General features: G+C 59.1%; 19 protein-coding genes. 1 reads left to right on the top strand and 18 read right to left on the bottom strand.

What is annotated here, in order from left to right; all coding sequences use genetic code 11:
- Positions 1–60: 60 nt before the first annotated feature.
- Positions 61–1458 carry an HDOD domain-containing protein gene (locus J3P95_RS00775; RefSeq protein WP_434559935.1) on the top strand — a complete coding sequence of 466 codons (1398 nt, stop codon included), beginning with the start codon at positions 61–63 and terminating at the stop codon, positions 1456–1458.
- 165 nt (positions 1459–1623) lie between these two features.
- Here J3P95_RS00775 and J3P95_RS00770 read toward each other — a convergent pair whose 3' ends face one another.
- The 18 genes from J3P95_RS00770 to J3P95_RS00685 all read right to left on the bottom strand — a co-directional run bounded on the left by J3P95_RS00770 (position 1624) and on the right by J3P95_RS00685 (position 25662).
- Positions 1624–2001, bottom strand: coding sequence for a helicase (locus J3P95_RS00770; RefSeq protein ID WP_434579105.1), 378 nt, complete (start codon positions 1999–2001; stop codon positions 1624–1626).
- 616 nt (positions 2002–2617) lie between these two features.
- Positions 2618–3187 (bottom strand): 2OG-Fe(II) oxygenase, encoded by a 570-nt coding sequence (locus tag J3P95_RS00765; RefSeq protein ID WP_434579106.1) that lies wholly within the window; start codon positions 3185–3187, stop codon positions 2618–2620.
- A gap of 11 nt (positions 3188–3198) precedes the next feature.
- Positions 3199–3765 carry a hypothetical protein gene (locus tag J3P95_RS00760; protein ID WP_434579108.1) on the bottom strand — a complete coding sequence of 189 codons (567 nt, stop codon included), beginning with the start codon at positions 3763–3765 and terminating at the stop codon, positions 3199–3201.
- A gap of 9 nt (positions 3766–3774) precedes the next feature.
- Positions 3775–4524 carry a hypothetical protein gene (locus J3P95_RS00755; RefSeq protein ID WP_434579109.1) on the bottom strand — a complete coding sequence of 250 codons (750 nt, stop codon included), beginning with the start codon at positions 4522–4524 and terminating at the stop codon, positions 3775–3777.
- Positions 4502–5731 carry a hypothetical protein gene (locus J3P95_RS00750; RefSeq protein ID WP_434579110.1) on the bottom strand — a complete coding sequence of 410 codons (1230 nt, stop codon included), beginning with the start codon at positions 5729–5731 and terminating at the stop codon, positions 4502–4504. The genes J3P95_RS00755 and J3P95_RS00750 overlap by 23 nt, the downstream gene beginning before the upstream one ends.
- A complete protein-coding gene (locus tag J3P95_RS00745; protein ID WP_434579111.1) occupies positions 5718–6758 on the bottom strand; it encodes a hypothetical protein in 1041 nt (346 codons plus the stop codon). The genes J3P95_RS00750 and J3P95_RS00745 overlap by 14 nt, the downstream gene beginning before the upstream one ends.
- The gene (locus tag J3P95_RS00740) at positions 6748–7764 is read right to left on the bottom strand and encodes a SagB/ThcOx family dehydrogenase (RefSeq protein WP_434579113.1); all 1017 of its coding nucleotides are present in this window, start codon (positions 7762–7764) and stop codon (positions 6748–6750) included. Before J3P95_RS00740 ends, J3P95_RS00745 begins: the two co-directional genes overlap by 11 nt.
- Before the next feature lie 80 nt (positions 7765–7844).
- On the bottom strand, positions 7845–8003 hold the full coding sequence (locus J3P95_RS00735) for a hypothetical protein (RefSeq protein ID WP_434579115.1): 159 nt from the start codon (positions 8001–8003) through the stop codon (positions 7845–7847).
- 536 nt (positions 8004–8539) lie between these two features.
- Complete coding sequence (gene leuS / locus J3P95_RS00730; protein WP_434579116.1) at positions 8540–11137, bottom strand: leucine--tRNA ligase; 2598 nt, start codon at positions 11135–11137, stop codon at positions 8540–8542.
- A gap of 590 nt (positions 11138–11727) precedes the next feature.
- The gene (gene tagQ / locus J3P95_RS00725; protein WP_434559929.1) at positions 11728–12669 is read right to left on the bottom strand and encodes a type VI secretion system-associated lipoprotein TagQ; all 942 of its coding nucleotides are present in this window, start codon (positions 12667–12669) and stop codon (positions 11728–11730) included.
- Between the two features lie 85 nt (positions 12670–12754).
- Positions 12755–14482 (bottom strand): formylglycine-generating enzyme family protein, encoded by a 1728-nt coding sequence (locus J3P95_RS00720; RefSeq protein WP_434579118.1) that lies wholly within the window; start codon positions 14480–14482, stop codon positions 12755–12757.
- Entirely contained in the window at positions 14475–15671 is a 1197-nt protein-coding gene (locus J3P95_RS00715; protein WP_434579119.1) for an ABC transporter permease, read from the bottom strand. The genes J3P95_RS00720 and J3P95_RS00715 overlap by 8 nt, the downstream gene beginning before the upstream one ends.
- Entirely contained in the window at positions 15671–16387 is a 717-nt protein-coding gene (locus tag J3P95_RS00710) for an ABC transporter ATP-binding protein (RefSeq protein ID WP_434563973.1), read from the bottom strand. The genes J3P95_RS00715 and J3P95_RS00710 overlap by 1 nt, the downstream gene beginning before the upstream one ends.
- Complete coding sequence (locus J3P95_RS00705) at positions 16387–19476, bottom strand: serine/threonine-protein kinase (RefSeq protein ID WP_434579121.1); 3090 nt, start codon at positions 19474–19476, stop codon at positions 16387–16389. Before J3P95_RS00705 ends, J3P95_RS00710 begins: the two co-directional genes overlap by 1 nt.
- Entirely contained in the window at positions 19473–20204 is a 732-nt protein-coding gene (locus J3P95_RS00700) for a PP2C family protein-serine/threonine phosphatase (RefSeq protein WP_434559921.1), read from the bottom strand. The genes J3P95_RS00705 and J3P95_RS00700 overlap by 4 nt, the downstream gene beginning before the upstream one ends.
- Positions 20205–20858 (bottom strand): type VI secretion system-associated protein TagF, encoded by a 654-nt coding sequence (gene tagF / locus J3P95_RS00695; protein ID WP_434559919.1) that lies wholly within the window; start codon positions 20856–20858, stop codon positions 20205–20207.
- Positions 20855–24355, bottom strand: a complete 3501-nt coding sequence (tssM, locus tag J3P95_RS00690) for a type VI secretion system membrane subunit TssM (protein ID WP_434579123.1) — start codon at positions 24353–24355, stop codon at positions 20855–20857. Before tssM ends, tagF begins: the two co-directional genes overlap by 4 nt.
- Entirely contained in the window at positions 24352–25662 is a 1311-nt protein-coding gene (locus J3P95_RS00685) for a DotU family type VI secretion system protein (RefSeq protein ID WP_434559915.1), read from the bottom strand. Before J3P95_RS00685 ends, tssM begins: the two co-directional genes overlap by 4 nt.
- Positions 25663–25664: the final 2 nt, after the last annotated feature.

Below are 25664 nucleotides of genomic sequence, written 5' to 3'. Positions count from 1 at the left end.
GACGCGCCCGCTGGACAAGCTGGTTATACTGACCAACTTGTAGGAAAACGGATACAGACCATGACTGAAGCTGCCCTCGTCCCCGAAGCTCCGCACGCTCCGTCTGTTATTCGGCAGTTGCTCGAGAAATTGGGCATCGCCTTTGACGAAGTCCTCGAGCGACCGGGCCTCAACCCCGCTCGCAAAGTGCAGGCCGTGCTGTTGCACGATGCCGTGGGCGCGCTCATGGTGCTGTTTCCGCAAAACCAGTTGCTGGACCTCAACCGGCTGGCCGAGCTTACCGGTCGTAAACTCACGGCGGTGCCGACCGAACGCCTGGAACGCATGCTCGGCAAGCACAACCTCAGCCTGCTGCCCGGCCTGCCGGCGCTGACCAGTTCCCCTTGCCTGTACGAAGAAGGCCTGCTGCGCGAGCCCAAGCTGCTGATCAACTCGGGCGAGCCGGGGTTGCTGCTGGAAGTCACCAGCGAAGCCTTCAGGACTATGCTCACCAAGGCCAGCGCCGCGACCTTCGGCGAGCCCTTGAGCAATATCACGCCAAACCTGGACCGCCCGGACGACGACCGCAAGGAAATCACCCTGGCCGTGCAGGCGTTTACCGCGCGGCGTATCCAGCAACGCCTGGAAGAAACCATCGAGATTCCGCCGCTGGCCGAAACCGCGCAGAAAATCATCAAGCTGCGCGTCGACCCCGACGCGACCATTGATGACATCACTGGCGTGGTGGAAACCGATCCGGCCCTGGCCGCGCAGGTAGTGAGCTGGGCCGCGTCGCCGTACTACGCCTCGCCGGGCAAGATTCGCTCAGTGGAAGACGCCATCGTCCGGGTGCTGGGCTTCGACCTGGTCATCAACCTGGCGCTGGGCCTGGCCCTGGGCAAAACCCTGAGCCTGCCCAAGGACCACCCGCAACACACCACGCCGTACTGGCAGCAGTCGATCTACACCGCCGCCGTCATCGAAGGCCTGACCCGCGCCATGCCCCGCGCACAGCGCCCCGAAGGCGGCCTGACCTACCTGTCGGGCCTGCTGCACAACTTTGGTTACCTGCTGCTGGCCCACGTGTTCCCGCCGCATTTCTCACTGATCTGCCGACACCTGGAGGTCAACCCGCACCTGTGCCACAGCTACGTGGAACAGCACCTGCTGGGCATCAGCCGCGAGCAGATCGGCGCCTGGCTGATGCGCTACTGGGACATGCCCGACGAACTGGCCACCGCCCTGCGCTTCCAGCACGACCCCCACTACGACGGCGAATACGCCGCCTACCCGAACCTCGTCTGCCTGGCCGTGCGGCTGCTGCGCTCACGCAGCATCGGCTCCGGCCCGGATGAAGACATCCCCGACGCGCTGCTCGAACGCGTGGGGCTGACCCGGGAAAAGGCCAACGACGTGGTCAGCAAGGTGCTTGAGGCTGAAACGCTGCTGCGGGAACTGGCTTCGCAGTTCAGCCATTGATTGCTGGCGCAGGCAGTTGAGCTTTTGTGGCGAGGGGATTTATCCCCGCTGGACTGCGCAGCAGGCCCAAAAAGGCTACTGCGGTAAGCCTGCACAACCGAGAAGCCAGGTTTTAGGGCTGCTTCGCAGCCCAGCGGGGATAAATCCCCTCGCCACAATCATCCACTAGGCTTTAGGCTTCCTCGGCTTCAAATACTTCATCAGCCCCTGAAACCAGATCACCAGCGCCGGGTTGCCTTTGATCTGGATCGACTTGTCCTGGATCCCGGTCATGAACGCCAACTGCTTGTTCTTCGCCTGCATCGTGGCAAAGCCGTAGGCAGCGTCCTTGAAGGCGATGGCGAAGGCAGGCTCCGGATAAGTGCCGGAATGGCTGGTGATGCGCTGGTTCTTCACGGTGAAATGCCGGGCGACCTTGCCGTCCTGGGTTTGCAGCTGGAACACCAGTTCCTTGTCACCCAACTGCTGCTGGAACGCCGGATTGGTCCGACTGGCCTTGCCCATCAACAACCCCAGCATCCACAGCAGAAAACGAAATTTCATCGGCACAGCCTCGTGAGAAAAATGAACGGCTGGCGCAGTTTAGCGATTCTTCGGCGGAACGCCATCATCGAATCTGTTTTGCGGAAGATCGCCAACTTTTTACGCATGATGACCGCTAAGTCACGTTTACCAGAGGCTTAATTATGCCTTCAGGTTCCTCGGACATTTCCTTCAAGACGCCGGGCTGTCCATGAACTAGGCAGCGCTTCGAAGCACGGCTAACCTCTGTTCGTCATCGCAAAAAACGGTGACACGGACGTGCAAGTCCGATCTCAGGTGCATTCGGTTATGGCTATTCGTCGAGCATTTTTCTATGCTCGCCGATCGTTATGGCGGCTGCGCGTGGGAGACCTTCGGGTCTGCCGGGTACCTGAGACCGGTCTTGCACACCTACGTACAGCCGCCACCTTTTTTCGAAGTGCAATCGAAGGGGGTCGGCTCCATCTCGAGCCAAGACCATCGCGAGCAGGCTCGCGCAGGGGGTTGGTTGAACACCTGAGGCTTGTGCCAAGCCCAATCCTTGCTCGCGATAGCCGGGTTCCAGTAGAAATTGATGCTACCGGCCCCAACGCGTTCGCGAGCCTCATCCCGCCAACGCAACAGCTCACTTGCTAACTTACTTGGGTGCCGACTTGAAAACAAAACTGACCCGCAACGTAGGGCAGATCCTGCTGGGGGAACTGGCGCGGTGAAGAATACATCCAGGAAATATGACGATACGCCCTGGCAAAGGAGCCACCGACTTTATAATTTCCCCTTCCTCACCGTAAAACAATAGCTCGGCGCCCCAATCCTGCTGCCAGTCGTCATGGGCAAAATAGATTGAAGAAAAATTGTCCTCTCGATTACTATCCGTGTGCGAATACCCCTCCGTGCCGTAAGTATGTCCATTGGCGTAAGCTCTGAGCAATTTTTGCGGCGACCCAATTGTCGCCTCGATCTCTAGCCACAGGGCACTAACCGACTGCAAACCTTGCCTGTCGGATAAAACAGCCGCACTGTCCGTCTCGCTACTGGTATCACCACCGGCAAAGTGTGAATGCCAGAAAAAATAATTATCGTTTTGAACATTAGAACGCCATCCGTATTGCCAGATCGGTTTTTTGGCCAATGAGCTCAACTGAGCGCCTAACGTTGTCGATATTATTCCATCATAAATTTTTATGTCCTCGGCACCGAAACCCATTTTTTTACCTCCTATCCAATCCACACGACATACTCAATATGAGGCGTGTCATGCACTTTAGTGCATGGACGCTCGTAACCATGACTGGAAAAACTGGAAAGTCCTGCATCAGCGGCAATAACACTCAGTTGCTGGGCCACGAACCCGGCGCTTAACCAGTTCATACGTCTATCGGTGTCCGCTGAAGGTTGAGACGTAAACAAAAATAGCAACGAATGCCTGCCGATTTCGACTTCCTCTATCAGCGACTCCTGTAATGCATGAAACACCTCGTCTTCCGACGGCACCTGGACAACGTCCATACCAGGACTACAGAAATTATCTAAGAGCGTCACGCAACGGTGTCTCACTTCATCCAAACGCCAACGACTCTCGTTACTGCCCAACCCACTACGTGAGGTTTGGCGTTGCAGCCAGACATCGCTACGAACACCGGCCATCCGCTGAGTCAACTGTACAAACCCCAGATCGTTCAATATTCGCTCATTTCGCCAGCAACTGTAGATAACTGAATACAATGGCATCTCAAACTTAACAAATCCAAGCGTCGCCTCATCCAGCTTCATCAGCGAGTACATGAACGCTCCTTATAGCGTGATTAAGACTATGGACGAACTAAATTCATCCATAACTCCGTTGAAGCCGGTTACCTTCAGCGATGTCGGAGTGATGTGCCTGACCTGCAACGCATGAAATAATGCGGCTATCGCATGACCTGCTTCAATATAAAGCGCACTGAGACTCCGCACGTCTCGGTAGCGCTCAGTCAGCCGTTCGAAGTCACACTGAACAACTAATGTATCTGGTTGTTTGCGGACCGTAGCGGCATCCCCCACAACAAAAAACTGATCACGATATGAATCGTATAGAAAGGCATCGCCGTGGGTATCTGTATAAAGACACTCCAACGAGTGAACTGCGCCATTAGAGGGATAAACACGCCGTACACCCGGTCCCAAGCCATTGATCGCCCACGGCGTGATCGCTATGTTCCTGAAGGCAAATCTAATAGCCTGGAATACATCATCCTTAACGATCTGGGTACCGGCCTTTTCCAGAGAGGACGTGCAACGGGGTCGAGGGTGGCCGAACAAAACCGAATGGCTTCGCATTCGTTGATTGATGGCGGTTTTCCCTACGCCTGTGTACTGGGTTCTGGAGCGCTCACTTTCATAAATAGCACTGACCACCCGATTGGCTTCCAGCTCCGTGCAATCAAGCCCTTCAGCAGATAACCTATCCCACAAACTTTCACTCTGTGAGAACAGCAACCGCCCAGTGTGAGTGTCATACCTGTACAGCGATTTTTTTGATTCAAACAAGGCATCTATTATCATTCATAAAAATCCTTTTTCTATACAAGTGATGCATCAGCAACACCCTCACTATGTAACTAATTCCAACAAAATGGATAATAGACTCCGAGCCAATACGCCCAAAATAAATGAGCGCACTCAAAGGCACAAAGTACAAAACCAATAACCATTTGTTGGCGTCGGATATAATACTGTTCATCATCATCAACCTGAAAACCCCATTCAGCGAGATTACAATGGCGATAACGGGATAGTAAATCACTCCTATGATCGAATTAACTATTTGATTGGGAGACATCTTATTCGCCAGAGCGACGACGACCAATGCCAGTCCGAGCGGAACAAACCAAGTGACTTTGAACGTATAAACAATAGCACTGAAAAACAACGAAACATCTTGTGCTGAGTACCGCCGAATTATCAATACAGCAGCACGTGCGCAAATCATCCAACAGGCAATTTGAAACGCAAAGGGAATACGAAACTCGGCAAAATTCTCCGGAGAAATTCTATACACCACCACGCTCAGCAGCAATCCTGACAATGAAATGCTGGCAACGGTGGACAGCTCTGGCAAGATGATTTTTTTGATTTTAAAGCTAAAACCAAACGACGGCCGCAAAGTGCTTATATGAATACTTCCAGCTGCTTTAAGTATCCATATGACGACTACAAACAATGCCAGGTCAATCGCTACCATTCCCAAGCCCAACCAAAGGTAGGAAAATTCCAAGCCGCTCAACCAGAGTGCCGAATAAAGCGCGACATTGCATAACCATACCGCCATTTGCACCCAAAATACCGTCCGACCATAACCCAATAACATTAGATATGCTTGATTGAGCGATGCAAATACCAAGACACAGACGGACACCATTCTAAGCAACAGAAACATCAACAGACTGGCATTATGGCGACTCTCCTCGATCATACTTAACGAAATAACTATATATAGAATTGAAATAGCTACCCCAACGACTATCAATGCCCCCGCACATTTACTGTAGGCGCGGTATCTTGACACCTTTGAGAGCTGCAAAAAGGCAATCACCCACGGCGATGCGAACGGAATCAAAGCGGACATCACATCAATGTTCACGCTCAACACGCTGAATTGCTGAGGAAAGGCGACGTTCATCAACATCAGCATGCTGATACCTTTGATGACATCCACGCCGCCAGTGACCACAAAAAAAATATCGCTAAGGGCGTCGTTACGCTTCAACATTTCTTGTTCCAACTTTCCCCATCGTTGCCGTGTATAGGGGAATCTCGTCGCTCGCCAAATCGATATCCAGCAGCGCTCGAAGCTCATCATCCCTTGTCGCCGGCGTTGTCACGCCTTGCACATTGAATTCGCTACAGGCGTTGATGTGCATGTGCATGATTCTCCCGGCTTCGATAAACAGGTTTCTCAACGCTTTATCGTGCCGGTAGCGCCAGGCATAGCAGCTGGGTGTCGCGGCCAACACCAACGTATAGTTTGCTGTCTTGGGAGCAACCATGCCCCAGATGATCCGAGACATTGACTCTCTGAAATCGCCTTCCTTGATCAGCCCGAAGCTCAGCTCTTCCATATTAATAAAGTAAACACCTGACCTCAGACCGACGATGTCATACACCACAACATATGAGGAAAACGCGGCACCAAAGTTCTTGGTGTATCTCAAGCGACTCCCATGCAGATGCCGGTACATGTCCAGCGTTTCCAGCAGTCGCGATACCGAATGCGACAATATCTCCTGAAATTCAGCTACCTCAAGAACGAGTCTTTTGAATTCTCGATGACTCCTGCGTTTAAGTACCTTCTCGGGAAAGCCAGGAATCCAATCGTTACTGGCTGAAGAAATTTTTCGTAATGCAAATGTGGGCTGATCGCTTTCGATAAAAACCGGAACATTCGGCACCGGACAAACAGACGCACTCTCATATTCACGATACTTTTCATCCAGTATCTTCACCCGCCCCTTATCATCATCAATGTACTTGATGGTACGGGACAACAAGTAAAACGGAATACACGCTTCCCAACCTCTTTCAACCCAATGGGTCGTACTGGCCGGATCAATTTGCGTATTGGCTTCCGCTGCACCTGCCTTTCGTATCGCAGCCATCCGCTCAGAACAATCGGGCCGAATGAAAAATGACGAGGCCACCTTAAAACTTCTGCCGCTGCCGAGCTCGCTAAACTCTAAAATATTGTCACTTTTGTTAGCGAACGATAGATAGGCGTTTTTCAGAATTTCATGCTGCATTCGATTGCCCCCCGATCATGACTGCACTCATCACACCTTCCACAAGAGGATCAAGCTCCAGCAGACGTTCGAAATTTATAACTTTGAAATTGTACTGAGCCTGATTTCTGTACCTCATTTTCAGCAGTGCCGTTTCAACTTGCATCGAGGCGTGACCGGCATCCAGATGAACGGATCTGAAGGTTCTCGGCTCTCGATACCGAAACATATTGCGTTCCCAGATACACGTAAAAACCACCGCAAAATTTACATCAAAGTCGATATACGAGTTTCGAACCCCAAATATTGTCGTATACAGATCTGGCGACTCGATACATTTGATAGCGTTAAGACTATAGGTGACAACATTAAAGTGATAGATCGTCTGGTTGGCGAAGTCGACCAGATAAGCTTCAACCGGGTGTCGCCCGCCGCCGCTGGGCACAGTCTTCTTTAACACCCGCCCCCCCGTATTGAGTTGCGCTTCCTTTTGCATACCCAGGCTCAGGCTCAATGCGCTGAGGATATTCTCCAAGTCACCCTGCGCGCCGCCAGCACTAATGAGTGCCGCACTGCATTGCGGGCTGACACCCTGTATCGCCACCGGGGCAACGACATAAACCTTGAAACGTTCAATTTCCTGCTCATCGGCCAGATATTCTTGCATCCGGCGATTGTCTTTGCTGCGACCATCCTTGTCGTATTCAAAAAACGGATAATTGTGCGTGCATTTCAGGTAATCTGAAGCACTCTTCCAGTTGTAGCGCTCGAGCTCAGCGGCTCTTTTACTTAGGGCGTCATCAGCAGCTACCTTCACAAACCCGCTGCAAATAAACTTTCCGAGTAAGGCATCTTTTCCCGTCGGGTCTATCCGAGACGTAGCCGAGCGGGCAAAAAAATCAAGAAGATATTCGACAACAGCAAATGAAATTTTAGTCTTCTTATTTGAGCCGACCAGATAAGCCAGCGCAAAATCTTCAAACGTAATAATTCTTAGATCGGGGTTAACCGACAAACTGGCGACCATGCCTGCATGCTCCTGAATAAAGGGACAGAGCAATTTACCTGCCCTGTCCCGAGACAACTTATGGCGAAAACGGGGCTAACTTAGTGAACGCCGCCGTCACCATGTTGCAGGCAGGCTTCGTTTCGTTCGATTTCCACAAAGTCGGCAATATCATATTGCTCGGCGAGTTTCCGGGCGTTATCCGCCGCCGCTTTGATCGAAGTTTCGTTAGTTGCTACGGAAGCTTTTTCAATAGACATAGTTTACTTTCCTCTGTTGATAATTTTCCGTCCGTTGAAAACGAACGACCCAACTGTAGAAAAACAAAAAAACACTGTCAACACTTAGCCCTGCGCTCTAAAAATCCCATAACAGCACTTTAATTACTAAATTTGACGAACCCGCACATGACTGCTACCCCCGAAAATTAATTACTCAACGCCCCTATACATTAGGTATGTCCCTGTAGGAAATCGACCATCAAATTTATAATCATCCGCATTGAATGAGCAAAAGCATTGACGCTTACCAAGGACTTTAATAATAAATAGAAATCAATAGTTATCTTGATATTTCTTTTTGGTATATAAATTATTAACAACCCACGGCGATTCGAAGCGCTGCCCCCCTAAATAAGCTGTTTGGGTGTTACGAGCGAGGCCCGAGAAGAGGTGAAACAGACATTTTTCAAGCAGATCTAAGAGATTGGAGCTGGAAGGCGTTAGGCACAGCGCCCGCCTTGAAAGAGGACGCTGATGTAATGGAGAGCAAGGGCCGACGCCCTTGCTTCAGATTTTTACAGGACGATATTGACCAGACGTCCCGGCACAATCACGATTTTCTTCGGTGTACCATCTATAAAGCGCGCCACTGCTTCGTCTCTGAGGGCACATGCCTCTATTTCGGCGCGGTTGGCCGTTGCAGGCACCAAAATTTCCCCGCGCAACCGGCCATTGACCTGCACGACCAGTTTCAGCTCCGAGCGAGTCAGTACCTCAGGCGATGCCACTGGCCATTGAGATTCGAGAATATCCCTGTCGAACCCCAACTCGGCCCAAAGCACATGCGCGATGTGCGGAGTGATGGGGTAGATGACTTTCAGCAGGATTTCGATGCCCTCTCGAATAACGCTACCAGGGGCGTCCTTCGCGGTTTCAAGCAGGTTGAGGATTTTCATCGCACCGGAAACGATCGTGTTGTAGCGCAGCTTTTCATAGTCCCTGTTGATACTCTCCAGCACGCTATGAATCTCGAACTGGAGTGCCGACCGTTCGCTCAGGTCGCTTTGCCGCGCTGCAGCCGCGATGACGGTGTCTTGGTGTTTGAAGGCGAAACTCCATAACCGACGCAGATAGCGATAGGCGCCCTCCACGCCGCTGTCGCTCCAGACAATGCTTTGCGTGGGTGGCCCTGCGAAAATAGTAAAAAGTCGCGCCGTGTCGGCACCGAATCTCTCGATGATTTCCCGTGGCTCGACGACGTTATTTTTAGATTTGGACATTTTTTCGATGCCGCCCATGATCACGGGCATACCATCTTCCTTGGCAACCGCCTCAATTGCCTGCCCACCATCGCCGAACCTGACGTCGACTTCCGCCGGGTAGAACCAGCGCTTGGTGCCGTCCTGGGCTTCTCTGTAGAAGCACTCGCGCAGCAACATGCCCTGAGTGAATAGATTCTTGAAGGGCTCATCGATATCGATCAGGCCTTCGTCACGCATCGCCTTGGTCCAAAACCGTGCGTACAACAAATGCAGGACAGCATGTTCGACCCCACCGATGTAATGATCCATCGGCATCCAGTACTTGGCAGAGCCAGCGATCATCGCGCCTTGATTACCCGGCTCACAGTAGCGCATGAAATACCAGCTGGAATCGACAAAGGTATCCATCGTGTCGGTTTCACGCCGTGCGGGGCCACCACAAGCCGGACAATCGACATGCAAGAAACCAGGTTGTTGAAGTAAAGGATTGCCAGAGCCGTCGGGGATGCAGTCCAGAGGCAGAATGACCGGCAGGTCCTCGAGCGGCACGGGAACATCGCCACACTTATCGCAATATATCATCGGAATCGGCGTGCCCCAGTAGCGCTGGCGGGATATCCCCCAGTCTCGGAGTCGCCAATTGATTTTTTTCTCACCGCCGTGACGGGTGAGTCTGGCAGTGATAGCTTCGCTCGCCTCTTTGAGTCCCAGGCCGTCAAACTCGCCAGAATTGATCAGGACACCTTTGTCCTTCGCGGCGTATGACGCGTCCCATGAACGGTCGTCATACTCAAGCCCTTCAACGGCAATGACCTGCCGGATCGGCAGGCCTCTTTTGCGGGCCAACGAAAAATCGCGCTCATCGTGCGCCGCCACTCCCATAACCGCACCCGTGCCATACCCCGCGACCAAGTAATTCACCACCCAAACCGGGATCGAAGCGCCGCTGATTGGGTGCACCACCGTGAAGCCAGTGAAAACACCCTCCTGGTCAATGCCAGAGAGCTGTGCTTCGCTGGTACCACAACCCTTGAATTGCTCGATCACCTGAGCCAGCTCAGGATTAAGCTCTACCGCCCGCAAAGCGATTGGATGTTCTGGGGGGATCGCGCAGAAAGTCACGCCCATCACGGTTTCGGCGCGAGTGGTAAACACTGACAACCGTCCGTCCTCGATGAGCGCCCCATTCTGGTCTTTTATCTGGTGAGGGAATCCAAAGCTCACCCCCTCACTTCTACCAATCCAGTTACGCTGCATGGTCCTGACCATTTCCGGCCACCCATGCAGGTTATCGATATCCCTCAGCAACTCTTCGGCATATTGAGTGATGGCAAAATAATAACCAGGGACTTTTTTCTTTTCGACCAGTGCACCTGATCTCCAGCCGCGGCCATTAATAACCTGTTCATTCGCCAGTACGGTTTTATCGAGAGGGTCCCAATTAACAATCTGGGTATGTTTGTAAGCAATACCCTTTTCAAGCATTTTCAGGAAGAACCACTGATTCCACTTGTAATAATCGGGATCACAGGTTGCGACTTCACGGCTCCAATCGATACTAAGCCCAAGGGGACTCAACTGCTCCTTCATGTCTTGTATATTTTGACGCGTCCAGGCAGAAGGTGACTGATTGGAAGCCAGGGCAGCGTTCTCTGCGGGCAGCCCGAAGGCGTCCCAGCCCATTGGCATCAGGACGTTGAAGCCTTTCATACGTTTTTGTCGCGCCAGTACGTCATTGATGGTGTAGTTACGGACGTGTCCCATATGCAATTTCCCCGACGGGTACGGCAACATGGAACATGCGTAGTATTTAGGTCGCGAAGTATCTTCGGATACTTCAAATGTCTTTCTGGCAGCCCAATCTGCCTGGGCCCTTGCCTCGACGTCGGCCGGATTATAATGTTCCTGCATAAACTTCTCTCTTTACTTTTTGATAAGTAGAAAGATCTCATGACCTTCCGTGAGTCAGCCACCCCGTATTTCGTTAACGCCCTACCATACAATATAAATCCAAACACGTTCCAGTCGCGTTCCTGCGCCATGCACCTTCGAGCCGCAAGACAACTCGCAGGATAAAGAGCGCCGCAAGCGCTGTGCGCACCGCTCGGCAATGCTCAATAGCACTATTGAACTGCATGGCTATCGACCAGAGCGAGCTCAATGAGCGCGGGCCGTTAGCACAGGTTTTCAGAGTTGGAGATAGGTCCGCGAGGAGGTAGCCAAAGGCCTCTGTGGGCTACAAGACGGACGTTGAACCAGCGTCATGGAGATAGGCTGCAGCGTTTATGCACTCCGCAAAATCCTTCGACTTACACGCGACCTGCAACAGCCAAATCGCCAAGCTTTGCACTACATTTGCGGACTTGCTCGCGCATCATCGTGGGGTTGCAGTCGACATTGATGCCCACTGAATCAACGCTATCGCGAGCAAGCTTTCCCACCAATCTATCGTTGATCATTCCCAAGCGGGTGCAAGGGAATGATAAGCAGCCCTCATTCAATCAAACATTCGGGCAAGGCACCGGTGCCCAATCACCCAGGTCCGGGTTTTTGCACATGCTATTGACCTGAGTGGTACCAGCACTGGCAACCTGCTTGCTTTCAGCCTGCTTGGCCTTGGCGGTCTGCAGGGTCTTCTCGGTGGCGACCGCTTCTTTCGGCACGGTTGGCAGCACCGGTGGCTTCTTCGCCGGCTTCACGATTTTTTTGGTCTTGGTGCTGGTCTGAGCCACGACCGGCGTGGTGTCAGCGGTGGCCACGGTCACCACGTCAGTACGCTGCACACCCACTTGCTGCAGGTCTTTCTCGTAGGCCTGGGTGTAATTGTTCAGGTCTTCGGCGGCTTTGCCGTTGACCGCAACAATCAGGTCGTTCGACTCTTTCAAGCCAGCGACGATTTCCGCCAGGCGCTTGCGGCCCTCAGTATCGTTGACAGTCTTGGCCTTGCGATCGGCAACCAGTTTGCTGAACGCGTTCTGGTAGCACTGTTGCGAGGTCCTGGCGTAGGCGGTGCTGCGGTCGATGTCCGAAGCGCTTTTGTTGACGTCGGCAGCGTAAGAGGCGATGCGCATGTTGTCATCGGCGATCTGCTTCTGGCGCTCGGTGTAGTAACCGGCGGCGCCACCGGCCAATGCGCCGCCCGCGGCACCGATGGCGGCGTTGCGACCACGATCTTCCTTGTCGGCAGTCAGGGCGCCCAGCAGTGCACCGCCAACAGCGCCAACGGCTGCGCCGGTGACGACCGACTTGGTCATGCTGCCTTCGGTGGAGCGCAAGTGCTGCACCGGCTCGTAGCAGTTCGGGTAGTACTCGACCTTGGTGCTCGAGGCGACCTTGGACGTCGGCGACGTGGCGCAACCGGTCAGTACGGTGCTGAAGCCGACAGCGACCATCAGCAAGTGACGCTTGGAAACCGAAGCAAAAGGTTTACGGGAGAAAAGCATAGTTGTGTTCTCGTTTAAGTTTTGACCAGCTCAGCACAGCCCCATCGCCGCCTGAGTCCCTTCCAAGCTCGCTGACAACGAACACTCAAGACCGCTGAGCACTCGATGCGAGCAATTGCTTCAATATCGCCGCCGGGTCGGCTCGTTTTTGCTGACGATAATCCCCGACATGACGAACGAATAACGTTGCACGCGCCACCAGGCTCTTGCCCAGTACCGGCTTGCGCTCCAGCTCTTGCTTGATGCGCTGGAACTGCGCCTGGATCACGGCATCGGTGTAGCGCGTGCCGGTTGCCAGGTTATCGATGTAGATCGCCACCGCACCGTCCAGCGCGCTGCGGCCATTGTCGATGGCCGTGGCGAACAGCGTGGCGCTGGCCTCGTCCTTGGCGTCCAAGGCGGCCTGCCGACTGTTCTGCAGATTGGTCAGGCGAATGTTGTAGTTGTTGATGGTCTCGGCCACCAGGGCCGAAGACTGGATCAGGTTGCCCGCCGCTTCCTCGCGCTGCTGGGCGATGAGCGAGACGTTGCGCTTGAGTTCTTCGTTGACCAGCCCGAGCTCGGCTTGCAAGCGTGGGTCGGCGCTGGCGGCAATGATGCTGTCCAGGCGCTTGGTCGGGTCATCGGCGTCATCGATGGCGTCGGTCAGCGACGCAAGCCGCCCCTCTTTCTGCCACTGGGCAAACAGTTCCTTGTAGCGCGAACGCGGTGCGGACAACGCCCCGACGGCCACGCGGAACCCGGTGGTTTCGTTGCTTTGCTCAGTGCCCTCGGCGGCGAACAACGGGTACTCGCGGCGCATGCCGGTGAACAGCGTGCCCTCGCCTTCCAGGTAATTGCCGCCCTTGACCACGAAGCCGCCATAGGCGCCCTGGCGGCGACCGGCGTGCACTAATTGAAAGGATTCCTGGACCATTTCAGCGGCGTTGCCCACCACGTCGAACAAACCGATGGGGTTCGGCAACTTGGTGCCGACGGGCATCAGTCGCGCTGCCTGGCCGGTGCCTCCGGCGACTTGGTTGAATACTGCCCAGTCGGCCAGCGGCCCGTCGCTTTCGCTGCCTTCCAGGCGCCGGGGGAACAAGCGTCCTTCCAGGTCCTGACGGCTGACGGCGTGGCCGCCACGGGCGGCGAATTCCCATTCCACTTCGGTGGGCAGGCGCACGAAACCCAGCCCGCCATCTTCGGCGGAGCTGCCGCGACCGCTCACTGGCAGCAAGTCCTTGTGGTATTTCATCAGCCACGCGCTGTACACCGCCGAGAAGCGCTCGGCCTCGAACTTCGACAGCTTGACCTTGGGCAAGCGCCCGGCCATGCCCTGGGGCAGCTCGGCCAGCAGCGCCTCGCAGGCCGGCGCCGGTTCGCCGCTGGCCAGCGACTGGGCCTGGGCCATGACTTGGGCGTATTGCCGGGCGGTGACTTCGTACTTGCCGATGAAATACAACATCGGCTTGAGCGGCGTCTTGGCGTCGGTCTTGGGCATCAACGGCGTGATGGTCTTGTTCCAGTCCTTGGGCAAGTCCTTGAGGGTGAACTGGCCGTTGATGAAGTCGCGCCGATAACCCGAAATGAACGACTGTTGATAGCCCGCCTCGCCCTCGCTGAACGGGTAGCCGAGGCTGATCTCGCGGTCGTCCAAAGTGCCTTGGGCAAGAATGTAGACGTAGCGGAACACCATCTGCCCCTCGCACGGCAGCGGTAGGCTGACGTCGTCGGGCAACGGCTTGGGGTTGTCCAGTTTGTCCGTGCCTTCATCAGCCCAGACTGAACCGGCCAGGCTCAGCGCCACGGCGGCGCACAGTAACTTATACATCGCGAATTCCTTCAGACGCCTGGATGCGCGCCACCCGCCAGCCACCGCAAGCCGCCGCGACGGCGCTGATGCCGAGCACGGCCACCAGGGCCAAAGTGTAATGACGCACCAGCAGATGACTGGCGTATTCGCCGGGCATCTGCGCAAATAAATAATTCAGGCCCGACTGCGCCAGGCCATACAGGCCGGCACTCAACAGGGCCGCAAACGTGGCGCTGTAGAGCGCCTGCAACACCACGAACAACAACAGCGCCACCGTCGACACACCCAGCAAGCGCAACACCGACAACTCCCGACGCTTGCGCTCGACCGCCGCCAGGGCGCCGGCAAAAATGGCCGCGAAGGCGCCGGCCAACGCCAACCCGGCGATGATCCAGAACAGGATCGACAGGTTGCGGCTCAACGATTGCACTTGTGCGATGGTCTGGGCCTGGGTCGATACCAACAGATCCTGCCCGGCGAAGAACTGGCGCAGCGGTTCGACATCACCGAGGCTGCGGGCGTACAAGCGAAACGCCGGGTACACCCGTTGCCCCGCCTCGCCTACTGCCTCACCCGGCCAGCCGAACGCGGGCACGGAGCGGCCGTCGCGGTAATCCTCGGCCGCCTCCAGCAAGGCCAGTGGCGCGAACAAACCATCCCGGGCGAAGGCCTCCAGCGGCAACACGTGCAGGACTTGCACCCGCGTGCGCTGCGCCTCGCTGCGACCGGCCACTTGCCGACCGAAGCTGGCCTGCAACCAATCGCCGGCCTTGGCACCGAGTTTTTCCGCGGCGGTCTGGCTGAGCACCACTTGGTCCAACCCTTGGGGCAACGGCAGCTGATCGAGCAAAGGATCGCCGGCGGCGGTGGGGATCATCTCGACCGTGACGGCCGACGCCGCACCGCTCAGATCCGCCGTGGCGGCGATCTGCCGGGTGCGCGGCAAGGCGAACGCGACATCGCTGCGCTGCCCCAACTGCTCGACGAAACCGGCACTGAAGCGACCACCACCCAAGGGGATGATTTCCCGGGTGGCCGGGTCGTTCTGCAAGCGTTCGGTCAGGCTGCTGACCAGGCCGAACTTGAGGCCGAACAACACCAGCAGCGGCGCCACCACAGCCACCAGCGCCAGCACCGAACAGGCCGACAGCCAGCCGTCGTTGCGGTAATCCTGCCAGGCCAGGGAAGCCACCAGCGCGCCGCGCATCAGCAAGCCTCCCCGAGGGTGGCGGTGACACCGCCGTCCGTGTCGCGACGGCAACTGATGCGCCGCACCTGCAAGCCGCTGGCGCGGGCCAGCGCCTCGTCGTGAGTGGCGACCACGCAGGCCACGCCGTGTTCGCGGGCCTGGGTCACCAGCAATTGCATGACGCGCTCGGCATTCAGCGGATCCAGCGCGGCGGTCGGCTCATCCGCCAGCAGCAGGCGCGGCCCGTGGGCCAAGGCACGGGCGCAACTGACCCGCTGGCGCTGGCCGACGGAAAGGTCCGCCGGTTTCTTGTCCAGTTGATCGGCAATGTCCAATTGTCCGGCCAGGCGCTTCACGCTGCCGTCATCCTTCAAACCCAGCAGTTTTCGCGACAACTCGATGTTCCCGCGTACGTCCAGGAAGCCCAACAGGCCACCGGTTTGCAGAACATAGCCCAGGTGACGACTGCGCAGCTCGGCCAAGGTGTCCTGTTGCGACGTACGCCACAGTTTGGCGATGTCCAGCGGCGCTTTGGCGGGCGTGAAGTCGAACTGAGCGGCCTGATCCGGCGCCAGCACCAGTGCCAGTAGATCGAGCAACGTGCTCTTGCCACACCCGCTGGGGCCGACCACCGCCAGTTGTTCACCGCCGCGCAATTGCAGCCGTGGAATCACCAGGCTGTAGCGCTGGCTGCCGGCGCCCCGGCTTTTGTGCACTGCGCTCAGGTTCAGCATCACGGCAGCGTCGACAACGGAACGCGGTACAAGGCATCGCCCGGCTCGGCATCGCCGAAACGCACCCAGTTGGCGAGGTCGTTGTGGAAGGTTTCGTAGAGACGGATCTTGGACTCCAGCTCGTCAATGAAATCTTCCTGCTCGGCCACGCTCAGGGACAGCCACAGGTCCTGGGTCATGTTCAGCGATTTGCTGCGGTACGGCAGCCCTTCCAGGTACTCGCCGAGGATGCCGCCGGTGGCCAGGTTGCCGCCCTTGCGCAGGGCCGATGGGTCGCGGCTCATGTAGGCACTGGCGCTGGCGATTTCCTGGAAGAAATCCTTGGGTGAGCTCTGGGTCTTGCGGGCCGCGTCGACGATCAGCTTCAGCGATTGCTGCAAATCGTTGAGTTGCAGCTTGGTCAGCATCACGCAGACCTGGAACGCCGGTAGCGCTGGGTTGGTCAGGTCGCGGTCGGCGGTCCAGGCGCTGACCAGTTGCGGCGCCTGGCTGGCGCTTTTGCGCCCGAGAAAATCCATATGCATGGCGTAGCCGACCGCCGCCGATTTGTCGGCCAGGCTCGGCGCGGCGCTCAGCAGCGGCACGCTTTGCGGCTTGTTGCTGCGCACCTGGTGCACGAGGTCGGCGAACACCGAGCCGATTTCGTCGACCCGTTCGCCAAACTTGCGCACATCGGCGCCCGGCACCGGGATGTACAAGTCGCCAATCTGCGGGTTCGCATCGGCGGTCAGCGTCCGGTACTGAGCCTGGGCGCCGCCATGGGTTTTCTTGCCGGCGTCGCTGAGCAGGTGCAGGGCGTAGATCTTGATCTGCTTGCCCAACGCCGCCTGACGTACTTCGGCCTCGTTCATTTGCGTGGCGGCAAACGGGTCGTTCTTGCGCAGCGCACCGGCGTCGGTGACCAGCAGGATCAAGCGCCCGCCGTAACCGGACCAGTCCATGCCCTCCACCGCTTCCATGACGCCGGCGAACGCATCTTCGTTGAACGAATGACTCGACACGGTGGAGGCCTTGACCTGCCGCGCCATTTCCAGGAACCGTTGCGGGTCGCGGCCCTGTTCCAGGGTGATCAAGGTCTTGGCGACGTATTCCAGGCCGGGGGTTTTCTGGGTGCTGCTGCGAAACCCCACCATGGCGAAGCTGACGCTATCGAGCTCGCCACGTTCACCGATGCGGGTTTGCAGTTGGTGCACCACATCGCGGACCTGATCGATGTAAGGCTGCATGGACACGGTGGTGTCCACCACCAGCACCACGGCGGTACGGAACGCGTCGGCGTTGGCAGTTGTGATCGGCGTGTTGGTCGCGGCTTTGGGGGCGCTGCCGGGGTCGATGGAGGCCACGTTCAGCAGCTGCACCGGCTGGCCGTTATCGTCGAAGCTCTCGCGTGAATCGAAGATCGGCAACAGGTAGAACTGGTTCTGCGGCACGGCGCTGGCGGTCGGCTCCAGGGCCAGCACTTGCTGGTTGTCCTGGGGGTTTTGCTGGGCCTTGAGCAGCGCGTTCTTGGCGGCTGCCGGATTGGCCAGCAATTTCTCGACTTCGCCAGGCTGACGCAGGAACATCACCGGCGCACGACCGGAGCGCTCGGTGAACTTGAGCACCAGGCTCTGCTTCCAGTCGCTGACCTGGGCGGCGGGCAACCAGCCATCGCTGCGTCCGTCGGTGGCCGCGCCGACCCGTACCCACGCGCCGCCATCCACGTCCTTGCGCTGATAGACGTACAGCACCGAAAACGCCGGCAATGCCTTGCCCGGCGCGACGCCCGGTTCGGCGGCGAGCTTGGCCCCCGGTTTGCTGAGCACGCGCTGGAACAGGGTTTTCTTGCCGGCCATCAACAGCGGACGCTGGCCGCCATCGGCCTCGGTCGCTACGGGCGGGTTTACCGGCGGCGCCACGGGGGGCTTGGCCGGCGGCGCTTCGGGCTTTTTCTCAGGGGTTTTGTTGACGGGCGGCGTGGACACAACCGGCGTCTTTATTTGTTTCCCATCATCGCCGGACAACCACCAGTAACCGGCGCCACCCAGCGCCAGCGCCACGGCCACCGCCACGGCGGCGAGGGCGAACACCGGCCCCTTGCGTTGCTCCGAGACCGAGGATTGAAGCGGCGGTTTTATCGGCGGCGGAACGGGTTTGGACTGCGGTTGAGGCTGCGGTTGTGAGTCCGCCGGGCCACTGGGAATGTCGATGGACATCGGCGTCAAGCCCGCCAAGTCATCCACCGGGGGCAGCGTGGTCGGCAGTTGCCACGACAACGGCCGGATCAGCGTCGCTTGCGCCGATGCCTCAGGCAGGTTATCCAACGCCCGCAACAACGCCGTCGCATCCGGGAATCGCTCCGCCGGGTCCTTCGCCAGCAACTTGCGCAATACGTCCTGATAACGACCGTGGTGCACCGGCAATTCCGGCAGCGGTTCGGTCAGGTGGGCCAGGGCCGTGGACAGCGCGTCGTTGCCGGTGTATGGCAGCTTGCCGACGAGGATTTCGTAGAGCACCACGCCCAGCGCATACAGGTCGGCGCGGCCGTCGATGTCTTGGCCGCGGGCTTGTTCCGGACTCATGTAGCTGGGCGTGCCCACGGCAAAACCGGCCTGGGTGAATTGGGTGCGGTCGTCCAGCGACTTGGCGATGCCGAAGTCCGAGAGCACCGCCGTGCCATCGGCGCGGAACAGGATGTTGGCCGGTTTGACGTCACGGTGCACCAAGCCCAAACCGTGGGCGTAGCCCAGGGCCGAAGCGATCTGGCGGATGTAGGTCAGGCCCTGCTCCGGCGTCAGGCCCGCGGCGATGCGTTCCTTGAGCGTGCCGTTGGGCAGGTACTCCATCGCCATGTAGTACAGCTCACCGACGTTGCCGATGTCATGGATGGTGACGGTGTGCGGGTGCGACAAGCGCGCCAGGGTCTTGCCCTCGCGCAAGAAGCGCTCGCAGAAGGTCGGGTCGGCCGCCAGCGCCGCGGCCATGACTTTCAACGCGACCTTGCGCTCCAGTGAACGCTGGGTCGCCAGGTAGACGCTGGCCATCGCGCCTTCGCCGATCGGCCCTTCAATGTCGTAGCCGGGGATGACAATGTTCAGGGTCAAGCTCATGACGGCACCTTCACAACGACCACGGTGATGTTGTCCGGCGCGCCGCGCATCAAGCCCAGGGACACCAGGCTGCTGGCAATTTCGCCGGGCTCGTCGTGGCTCAGCACTTCGCGGATTTCTTCGTCTTCGACGGTCTTGGTCAAGCCGTCGCTGCACAACAGGTAGCTGTCGCCGGGCACCAGCAGCAACTCGGTCATCGCCAGGTTCAGTTGCCCTTCGACGCCAATGGCGCGGGTGACAATGTTGGACCGTGGATGCACACGCGCCTCGGCTTCGCTGAGCAGGCCACTGTCCTGCAAGTCCTGGACGTAGCTGTGGTCCCTGGAAATGCCTTCGAGCACGCCGTCGCGCAGGCGATACAGGCGGCTGTCACCGGCCCACAGGCACATGCCACGCAGGTCGCGGGCGGCCAGTACCACCACGGTGCTGCCCATCATGGTCACGCCACGGTTGGCGGTTTCTTCACGCACGGCGGCGTTGACCCGCAGCAGATCGCTTTGCAGCGCCACGACGTATTCGTCCAGGGAACGACCCACGGCGATGCCCCGCAGGCTGTCGACGATCAGGCTGCTGACGTAGTCGCCCGCCGCGTGCCCGCCCATGCCGTCGGCGACCACCCACAGGCCGTTTTCCGGCAGGTCGAGGCAGGCGTCTTCGTTGACCTGGCGGACCATGCCGACGTGGCTCTTGCTTGCTGATTTGAAGGCTTTTCCAGCACTTGGACGCATCTACACAACACCTTCTTGGCCGAGCAAAAATTGCGCAAAATCGGCGGCGGCCGGCAATCCCTGGCACCGCATCAAACCGGGCGCGATGCGTTCCGAACCCTGGCCCCACCAGAGGCTGACGCCTTCGCAGGCCGACTCGGCCAAAGCACTCATCCGCTGCTGCGGGTCGGTGGCATCGAAGCGATGCAGGCTGGCGAAGCGGCTGCTCGGCGTGCGCGGCTGGCATATCGGGCTGCCGAGGGTGTCCAGCTGTTCGTTGAACGCTTCGAAACTGGCCTCCACGCTCAACGTGCTCAGCAGCAAATTCTCGACCCGCTCGAACCAGTCGTCAGCGCCACCGACCACCGAGGCCGGGTCCGCCTCCGAGTCGAGCAACACCGCGACGGTCAGCGGAAAATAGCGCCCGACCCGGTCGATGCTCGGCATCACCACACCAGCGGCGGCGTCCGGCCCGCACACGCCGGGGGCGACCATGAAGCGCCACAGCGGACTGACAAGGTAGGCATCCAGCCAGCGCTCGCCGAGGCTGGCCTGGCTGGCGAGCAAACCCGCCGCCAGCCACGAATCCCACGGGCCGACAAAGCTCTGGGGCAAGCCGCGGCTGACAAAATCCCCGCGGCTGGCCAGCTTTCCATAGAAACCCGGAGTACTCATAAACGCTCCGGCAGGCTGAAGCCACTGAGCACCCGGCTCTTGAACGGATTGAAAGCGCTGTTGGCCCGTAGCTCATAAGAGGCGCTGGCGCCATCGACCCGCAGCCGCAAGTTGAAGCGGTCCGGCGAATTGCCGGCGGTCAGGTCCGATTGCTCCAGCAGGCGGAACCAGGCCCACGGCCCATCCAAAGTAATGCCGGAACGACCGCTGGATGAAGGCGGCATGATCGAGATCCGCACCACGCCGATGCTGCCGGGGTTCGGCCACTGCATGGCGGTCGGTCGGCTCGGGCCGTGGTCGTAGCTCAACTGCTGGCCGTCGAGGTCGAGCAGGAATTGGGTGATGGTTGAGTCCATCGCCACTGGTTTCAGCTCGAAACGCACCATCGGCTGGGTGCCGCCGGAACGGAAGAACGCATCGCGAATGGTCGCCGCGCGCTGGAAGGTCTGCAGCACGCCGGGGGCGATGCCGAGCTTCTGCGCTGCGCCGGGCTGCCAGCGCCAGGTCTGGGTCGAGGTGTCGACGTAGGGTTGCAGGTACTTGCGGAAGTAGTTGTCCATCACCCCGCCAACGCCGAAGAACTGGCCGAAGTCATCCAGGGTCGCGTCCCGCGCGCTGCCTGGCGACATCGGATAGCGTCCGGCCAGGGACTGGCGATAGATGTTCACCACTTCGCTGGTCCACGCCGCATTCAGTTGATTGCGCACGCCGCCCATCATGGTGTTGGTGGTGGAGTTGACCACCGACTTGACCAAGCCCTGCACCAGCGGCGGCTGGCGTTCGGCGTTGAGGCTGACGCGGGTGGCGGCGGCGCTTGCCTGGTTCTTGGCTTCGCCGAGCAAGGCGTCGCCGCTGGCACCGACCATGGCGCTAACCTGCACGTACAGGGCGTTCATGTCCGCCAGCAAGCCATCGATGGCCGCCGGTTCGCCTTCGTTTTTGCTGACGATGCTGTTGAGCTCGGCAAAGTGTGCGGTGATCGGGTCATCGCTGGTCGCCGGTGCGTTTTGTGTCGCCTGCTCCTGGCCGAGCAAGCTGCCCAGGCGTTCCTTGAGCTTGTCCACGCCGTCACTCGCTGGCACGCCTTGGGCGGCCAACAGGCGTTCGTCCTGTTGCAGATCAGTTTCCTTCGCCACCGCCACCAGCAGCTTTTTCAATGGCGAGGTCGGGCCGGAAATCACCCGCAGCACGTCGGCAGCCTGGGCCACGCTGGTGATCGGCACGAAGTCGATGTCGGCCAGCAAGGCGTCCCATTGGCGCTGGTAATCCTGGAAGTACAGGCGACGCACATCGGCCGCAAGGCTGGCGACGTTCTGCTGATCAGCCTCTTCATGGCCCAGCACCCATTGCTCTTCGGCCAAGGTGCCGGTCTGGCTCAGGCTGGTGAGCAAGAAGCCCTGGCGGTAGCCCTTGACGGTGAAGAACCCGCTCAACGGCTCGCCCAGCGGCTTGCCACTCTTGCGGCTGAACACCAGCGCCGCGTCGCGCCCGGCGGCTTCGTTGATACGAAAGTCCGGGATGCCTTCGGGCAGCTTCTGGCGCTTGATGCGGTCGTAGACGCGTTGGGCCACCGGCAGTTGCTGCAACTGGCGGCGCAGGTCTTCGATCAGGCGTGGGTCCAGGCGCGCGGTTGGCGGGCGCCGCTCGAACAACGCCTGCAAATGCCCGGTCAAGGCCAGGCGCTGCTCGGCCGGCAGGTCGCGCGGCAGGCTGCGGTCCCAGTCCAGGGCGATCCAGGCCTTGATAAAGTCGGCGTCGTAATGCTCGTTGTCGGCAAGCATCAGGTAGGCCTTCAAGCCTTCGTAGAGGAAATCCGAATTGCCGCCGCTGTGCAGTTGCTCTTCGATGCGCGTCAGCAGCCGTGGCGCGAACACCGCGATCAGCAGCTTGCGGTAGACGCTGCCGGACTCGGCTTCGAGCATGTCGCCCTGATACAAACCCAGGCCTTCAGCCCAGTCCGGGGCGTCGTCAGCCAGATGCTTTACAGCGTTGAGCAGCGGCAACACGGCGAGCACGTCGCGCTGGGCCGGGCTGAGGTTCTGCACGGTCTGGCCCAGCGGCGCGACTTTCTGGTCGACTTGGGCGATGTAGGCCTGGTTGGCGCGATAGCTGACCCACCACAAGGTGCTGACCACCAGCACCAGCACGACGGTGGAGGCCAACACGCCTCGGGCGATCCATTTGCGCCGACGCTCGACTTTCGGGTCGACGCCCACCAGCCCGCGCTCGGCGAAGGCCACGGCGGTGAAGAGTTTTTCGATGAAGTAGCTGCGCCCGGTGCCGGTCTGGCGCGCCAGGTGCTGGCGGTCCAGGTTCATGCTCTGGGCCATGGAACCGATCAGGCGATCGATCGGGCTGCCTTCCTGGGTGCCGCTGGTGAAGTACACACCGCGCAGCAATACGCGCTCTTCAAAGGCGTTGGGCTTGAACACGCCATCGAGGAAGCTTTGCAGGCAATCTTTCAGGGCGCCGAACTGCTGTGGGAAACCGTAGATCAAGTCGCGCCGCGCCGGGTCGCGTTCCTGTTGCAAGCGTTCCACCAGGCGGTCGTTAAGGCGCTGTTCGAGCAGGACGAATTCGCTTTGCAGGTGTGCCAGCGGGTTGTCGTTGCTCTTGCCATCGTCCAGGGCGAAGGTCATGCCCCAGACCTGGGCGCGCTCTTCCTTGCTCAGGTTGTCGAAGTACTCCATGAAACCCGGCACCAGGTCGAGCTTGGTGAGCATCAGGTAGACCGGGAAGCGCACGCCCAACTGGGTGTACAACTCCTGGATGCGCAGGCGGATCGCGGCGGCGTGGGCGGCGCGTTCGGCGTCGCTGCCCAGTAGCAGATCCGACAGGCTGATGGCGATGAACGCCCCATCGATCGGGCGCCGTGCCCGTTGTTTTTTCAGCAGGCCGAGGAAGCCCAGCCACGCGGCTTTGTCGACCGTCGCGTCGCTGTCCTGGGTGGTGTAGCGGCCGGCAGTGTCGAGCAGCACGGCCTGGTCGGTAAACCACCAATCGCAATTGCGTGTGCCGCCAACACCACGCACCGAACCGGCGCCCAGTTGCGCGGCCAGCGGGAAATGCAGCCCGGAATTGACCAGCGCGGTGGTCTTGCCCGAACCCGGCGGACCGATGATCACGTACCACGGCAACTCATAAAGGTTGCGACGCTCGTCGCCGCCCAGCTTGGCTTTCTTGAGCAACGCCAAGGCTTCGTCCATGCGCTGGCGCAGGGTTTCGAGTTCTTCGGCGGTGGCGACGCTGGTCGGGTCCGGAGGGGTTTGCTCGGCCAGGCTGCGCATGACTTCGGCGGCCTGGCGACGAGCCTGGATAATACGGAACACGCGGAAGGCGATCCATACCGCGAACACCAGGATGATCAGCGCCCAGCGGCGGCCTTCGGGCACCAGCCAATCGAGCAGCGGACCGACGAACCAGATGATCAGGCTCAGGGCGACCAGGCCCAGCAACGGAATGACCCAACGGGTCATGAAACTGAAAAACGCCTTCACTCGACCCCCTCCGCCAACACTGTGATTTCAACCCGTCGATTGCGCGCGCGTCCCTCGGTCGTGGCGTTGGACGCCAGCGGCTCGGTGTCGCTGCGGCCTTCGGCGTTGAAGCGCTCGGGTTGGCCGGTCTTGGCCGAAAGAATGTCCAGCACTGACCTGGCCCGCGCTTCGGACAACGCCCAGTTGGACGGGAACCGGAGCGTGGCGATCGGCCGATTGTCGCTGTGGCCGGTGACCAACACCTGGCCCTTGACCTTGCGCACCGCGTCGGCGATGCGCAGCATCAGCGGCTGGAAATCGTCCTTGATGCTGGCGCTGCCCGAGGCGAACAGTTCGTCGCCACGGATGGTCACTACCGAGCGGTCGACGGCGTCTTCCACGGCAATCCGACCGGCCCTGATCTCATCGGCGAGGAAACCAGCCAGGCGGGGCCGTTCGATCACTTTCGGTTGCACCACGGGACGGTCGATGGTCTGCACCGGGATTTCACCGAGGAAATGAATGTTCTTGAACACCGGTTCGGCGTCGGAGGCCAGTTTCATGCGCAGGCCGAACAGCAACGCCAGCAACAGGGCGACGCCAATGGCCACGGCGATCCACGGCGGCATGAACTGCGCCAGGCGGTCGCGGGCCACGGTGACACCGCGCCAATGCGGCGACAGCTCGCGCTCGTGGTCGCCACGGGCGCTGCGAATGACGCCAGCGGTGCGCTCACGCAATGCTTCGAGTTGGCTGCGGCCGTCGTTCATCACCCGATAACGCCCCTCGAAACCCAGGCACATGCACAGGTACAACAGCTCCAGCAGGTACAAACGTTCCCGTGGGCTTTGCAGGCAATGCTCCAACAACTGGAAGACTTTTTCGCCGCCCCAGGCTTCGTTGTGCACGGTGATCAACAGGCTCTGCTTGCCCCAGTCACTGGCGCCGCCCCAAGGCGTGCTCAACACCGCTTCGTCCAGCGCGGTGCACAAGGCGTAGCGGGCCAGCAACACCTCGTTGCGCACCACGCCGGCGGCCTCGGCGCGCTCTTCGAATTGGCGCAGGTACGCCAGCAACTGTGCGCGCAGGCTGGCCGGCGCCGGGTGGGCGATGGTGCTGCGCAAGCGCGTCAGCAGGGCCAGCAACGGACCGGCGGCGCTTTCCAGCGGGTTGAGGCCCTGGGCCTTGCCGGTCAGGACAGGCGCGGCCGGCATCGACAGCGGCGCCGGCGAGGGTGCCGGTTGCCCCCGTCCCGGGTCCGGGCGGAAAGGGTCCGCGCCACGGCCACCGGGCGTCGGCATGAACTGGGTACGATCGTCGTTGCTCATCG

The organism is Pseudomonas sp. Z5-35, assembly GCF_051131945.1.
Taxonomy (GTDB): domain Bacteria; phylum Pseudomonadota; class Gammaproteobacteria; order Pseudomonadales; family Pseudomonadaceae; genus Aquipseudomonas; species Aquipseudomonas marvdashtae.
The sequence above is the reverse complement of the archived record's forward strand: the minus strand, read 5'-3'. Positions and strand labels throughout refer to the sequence as shown.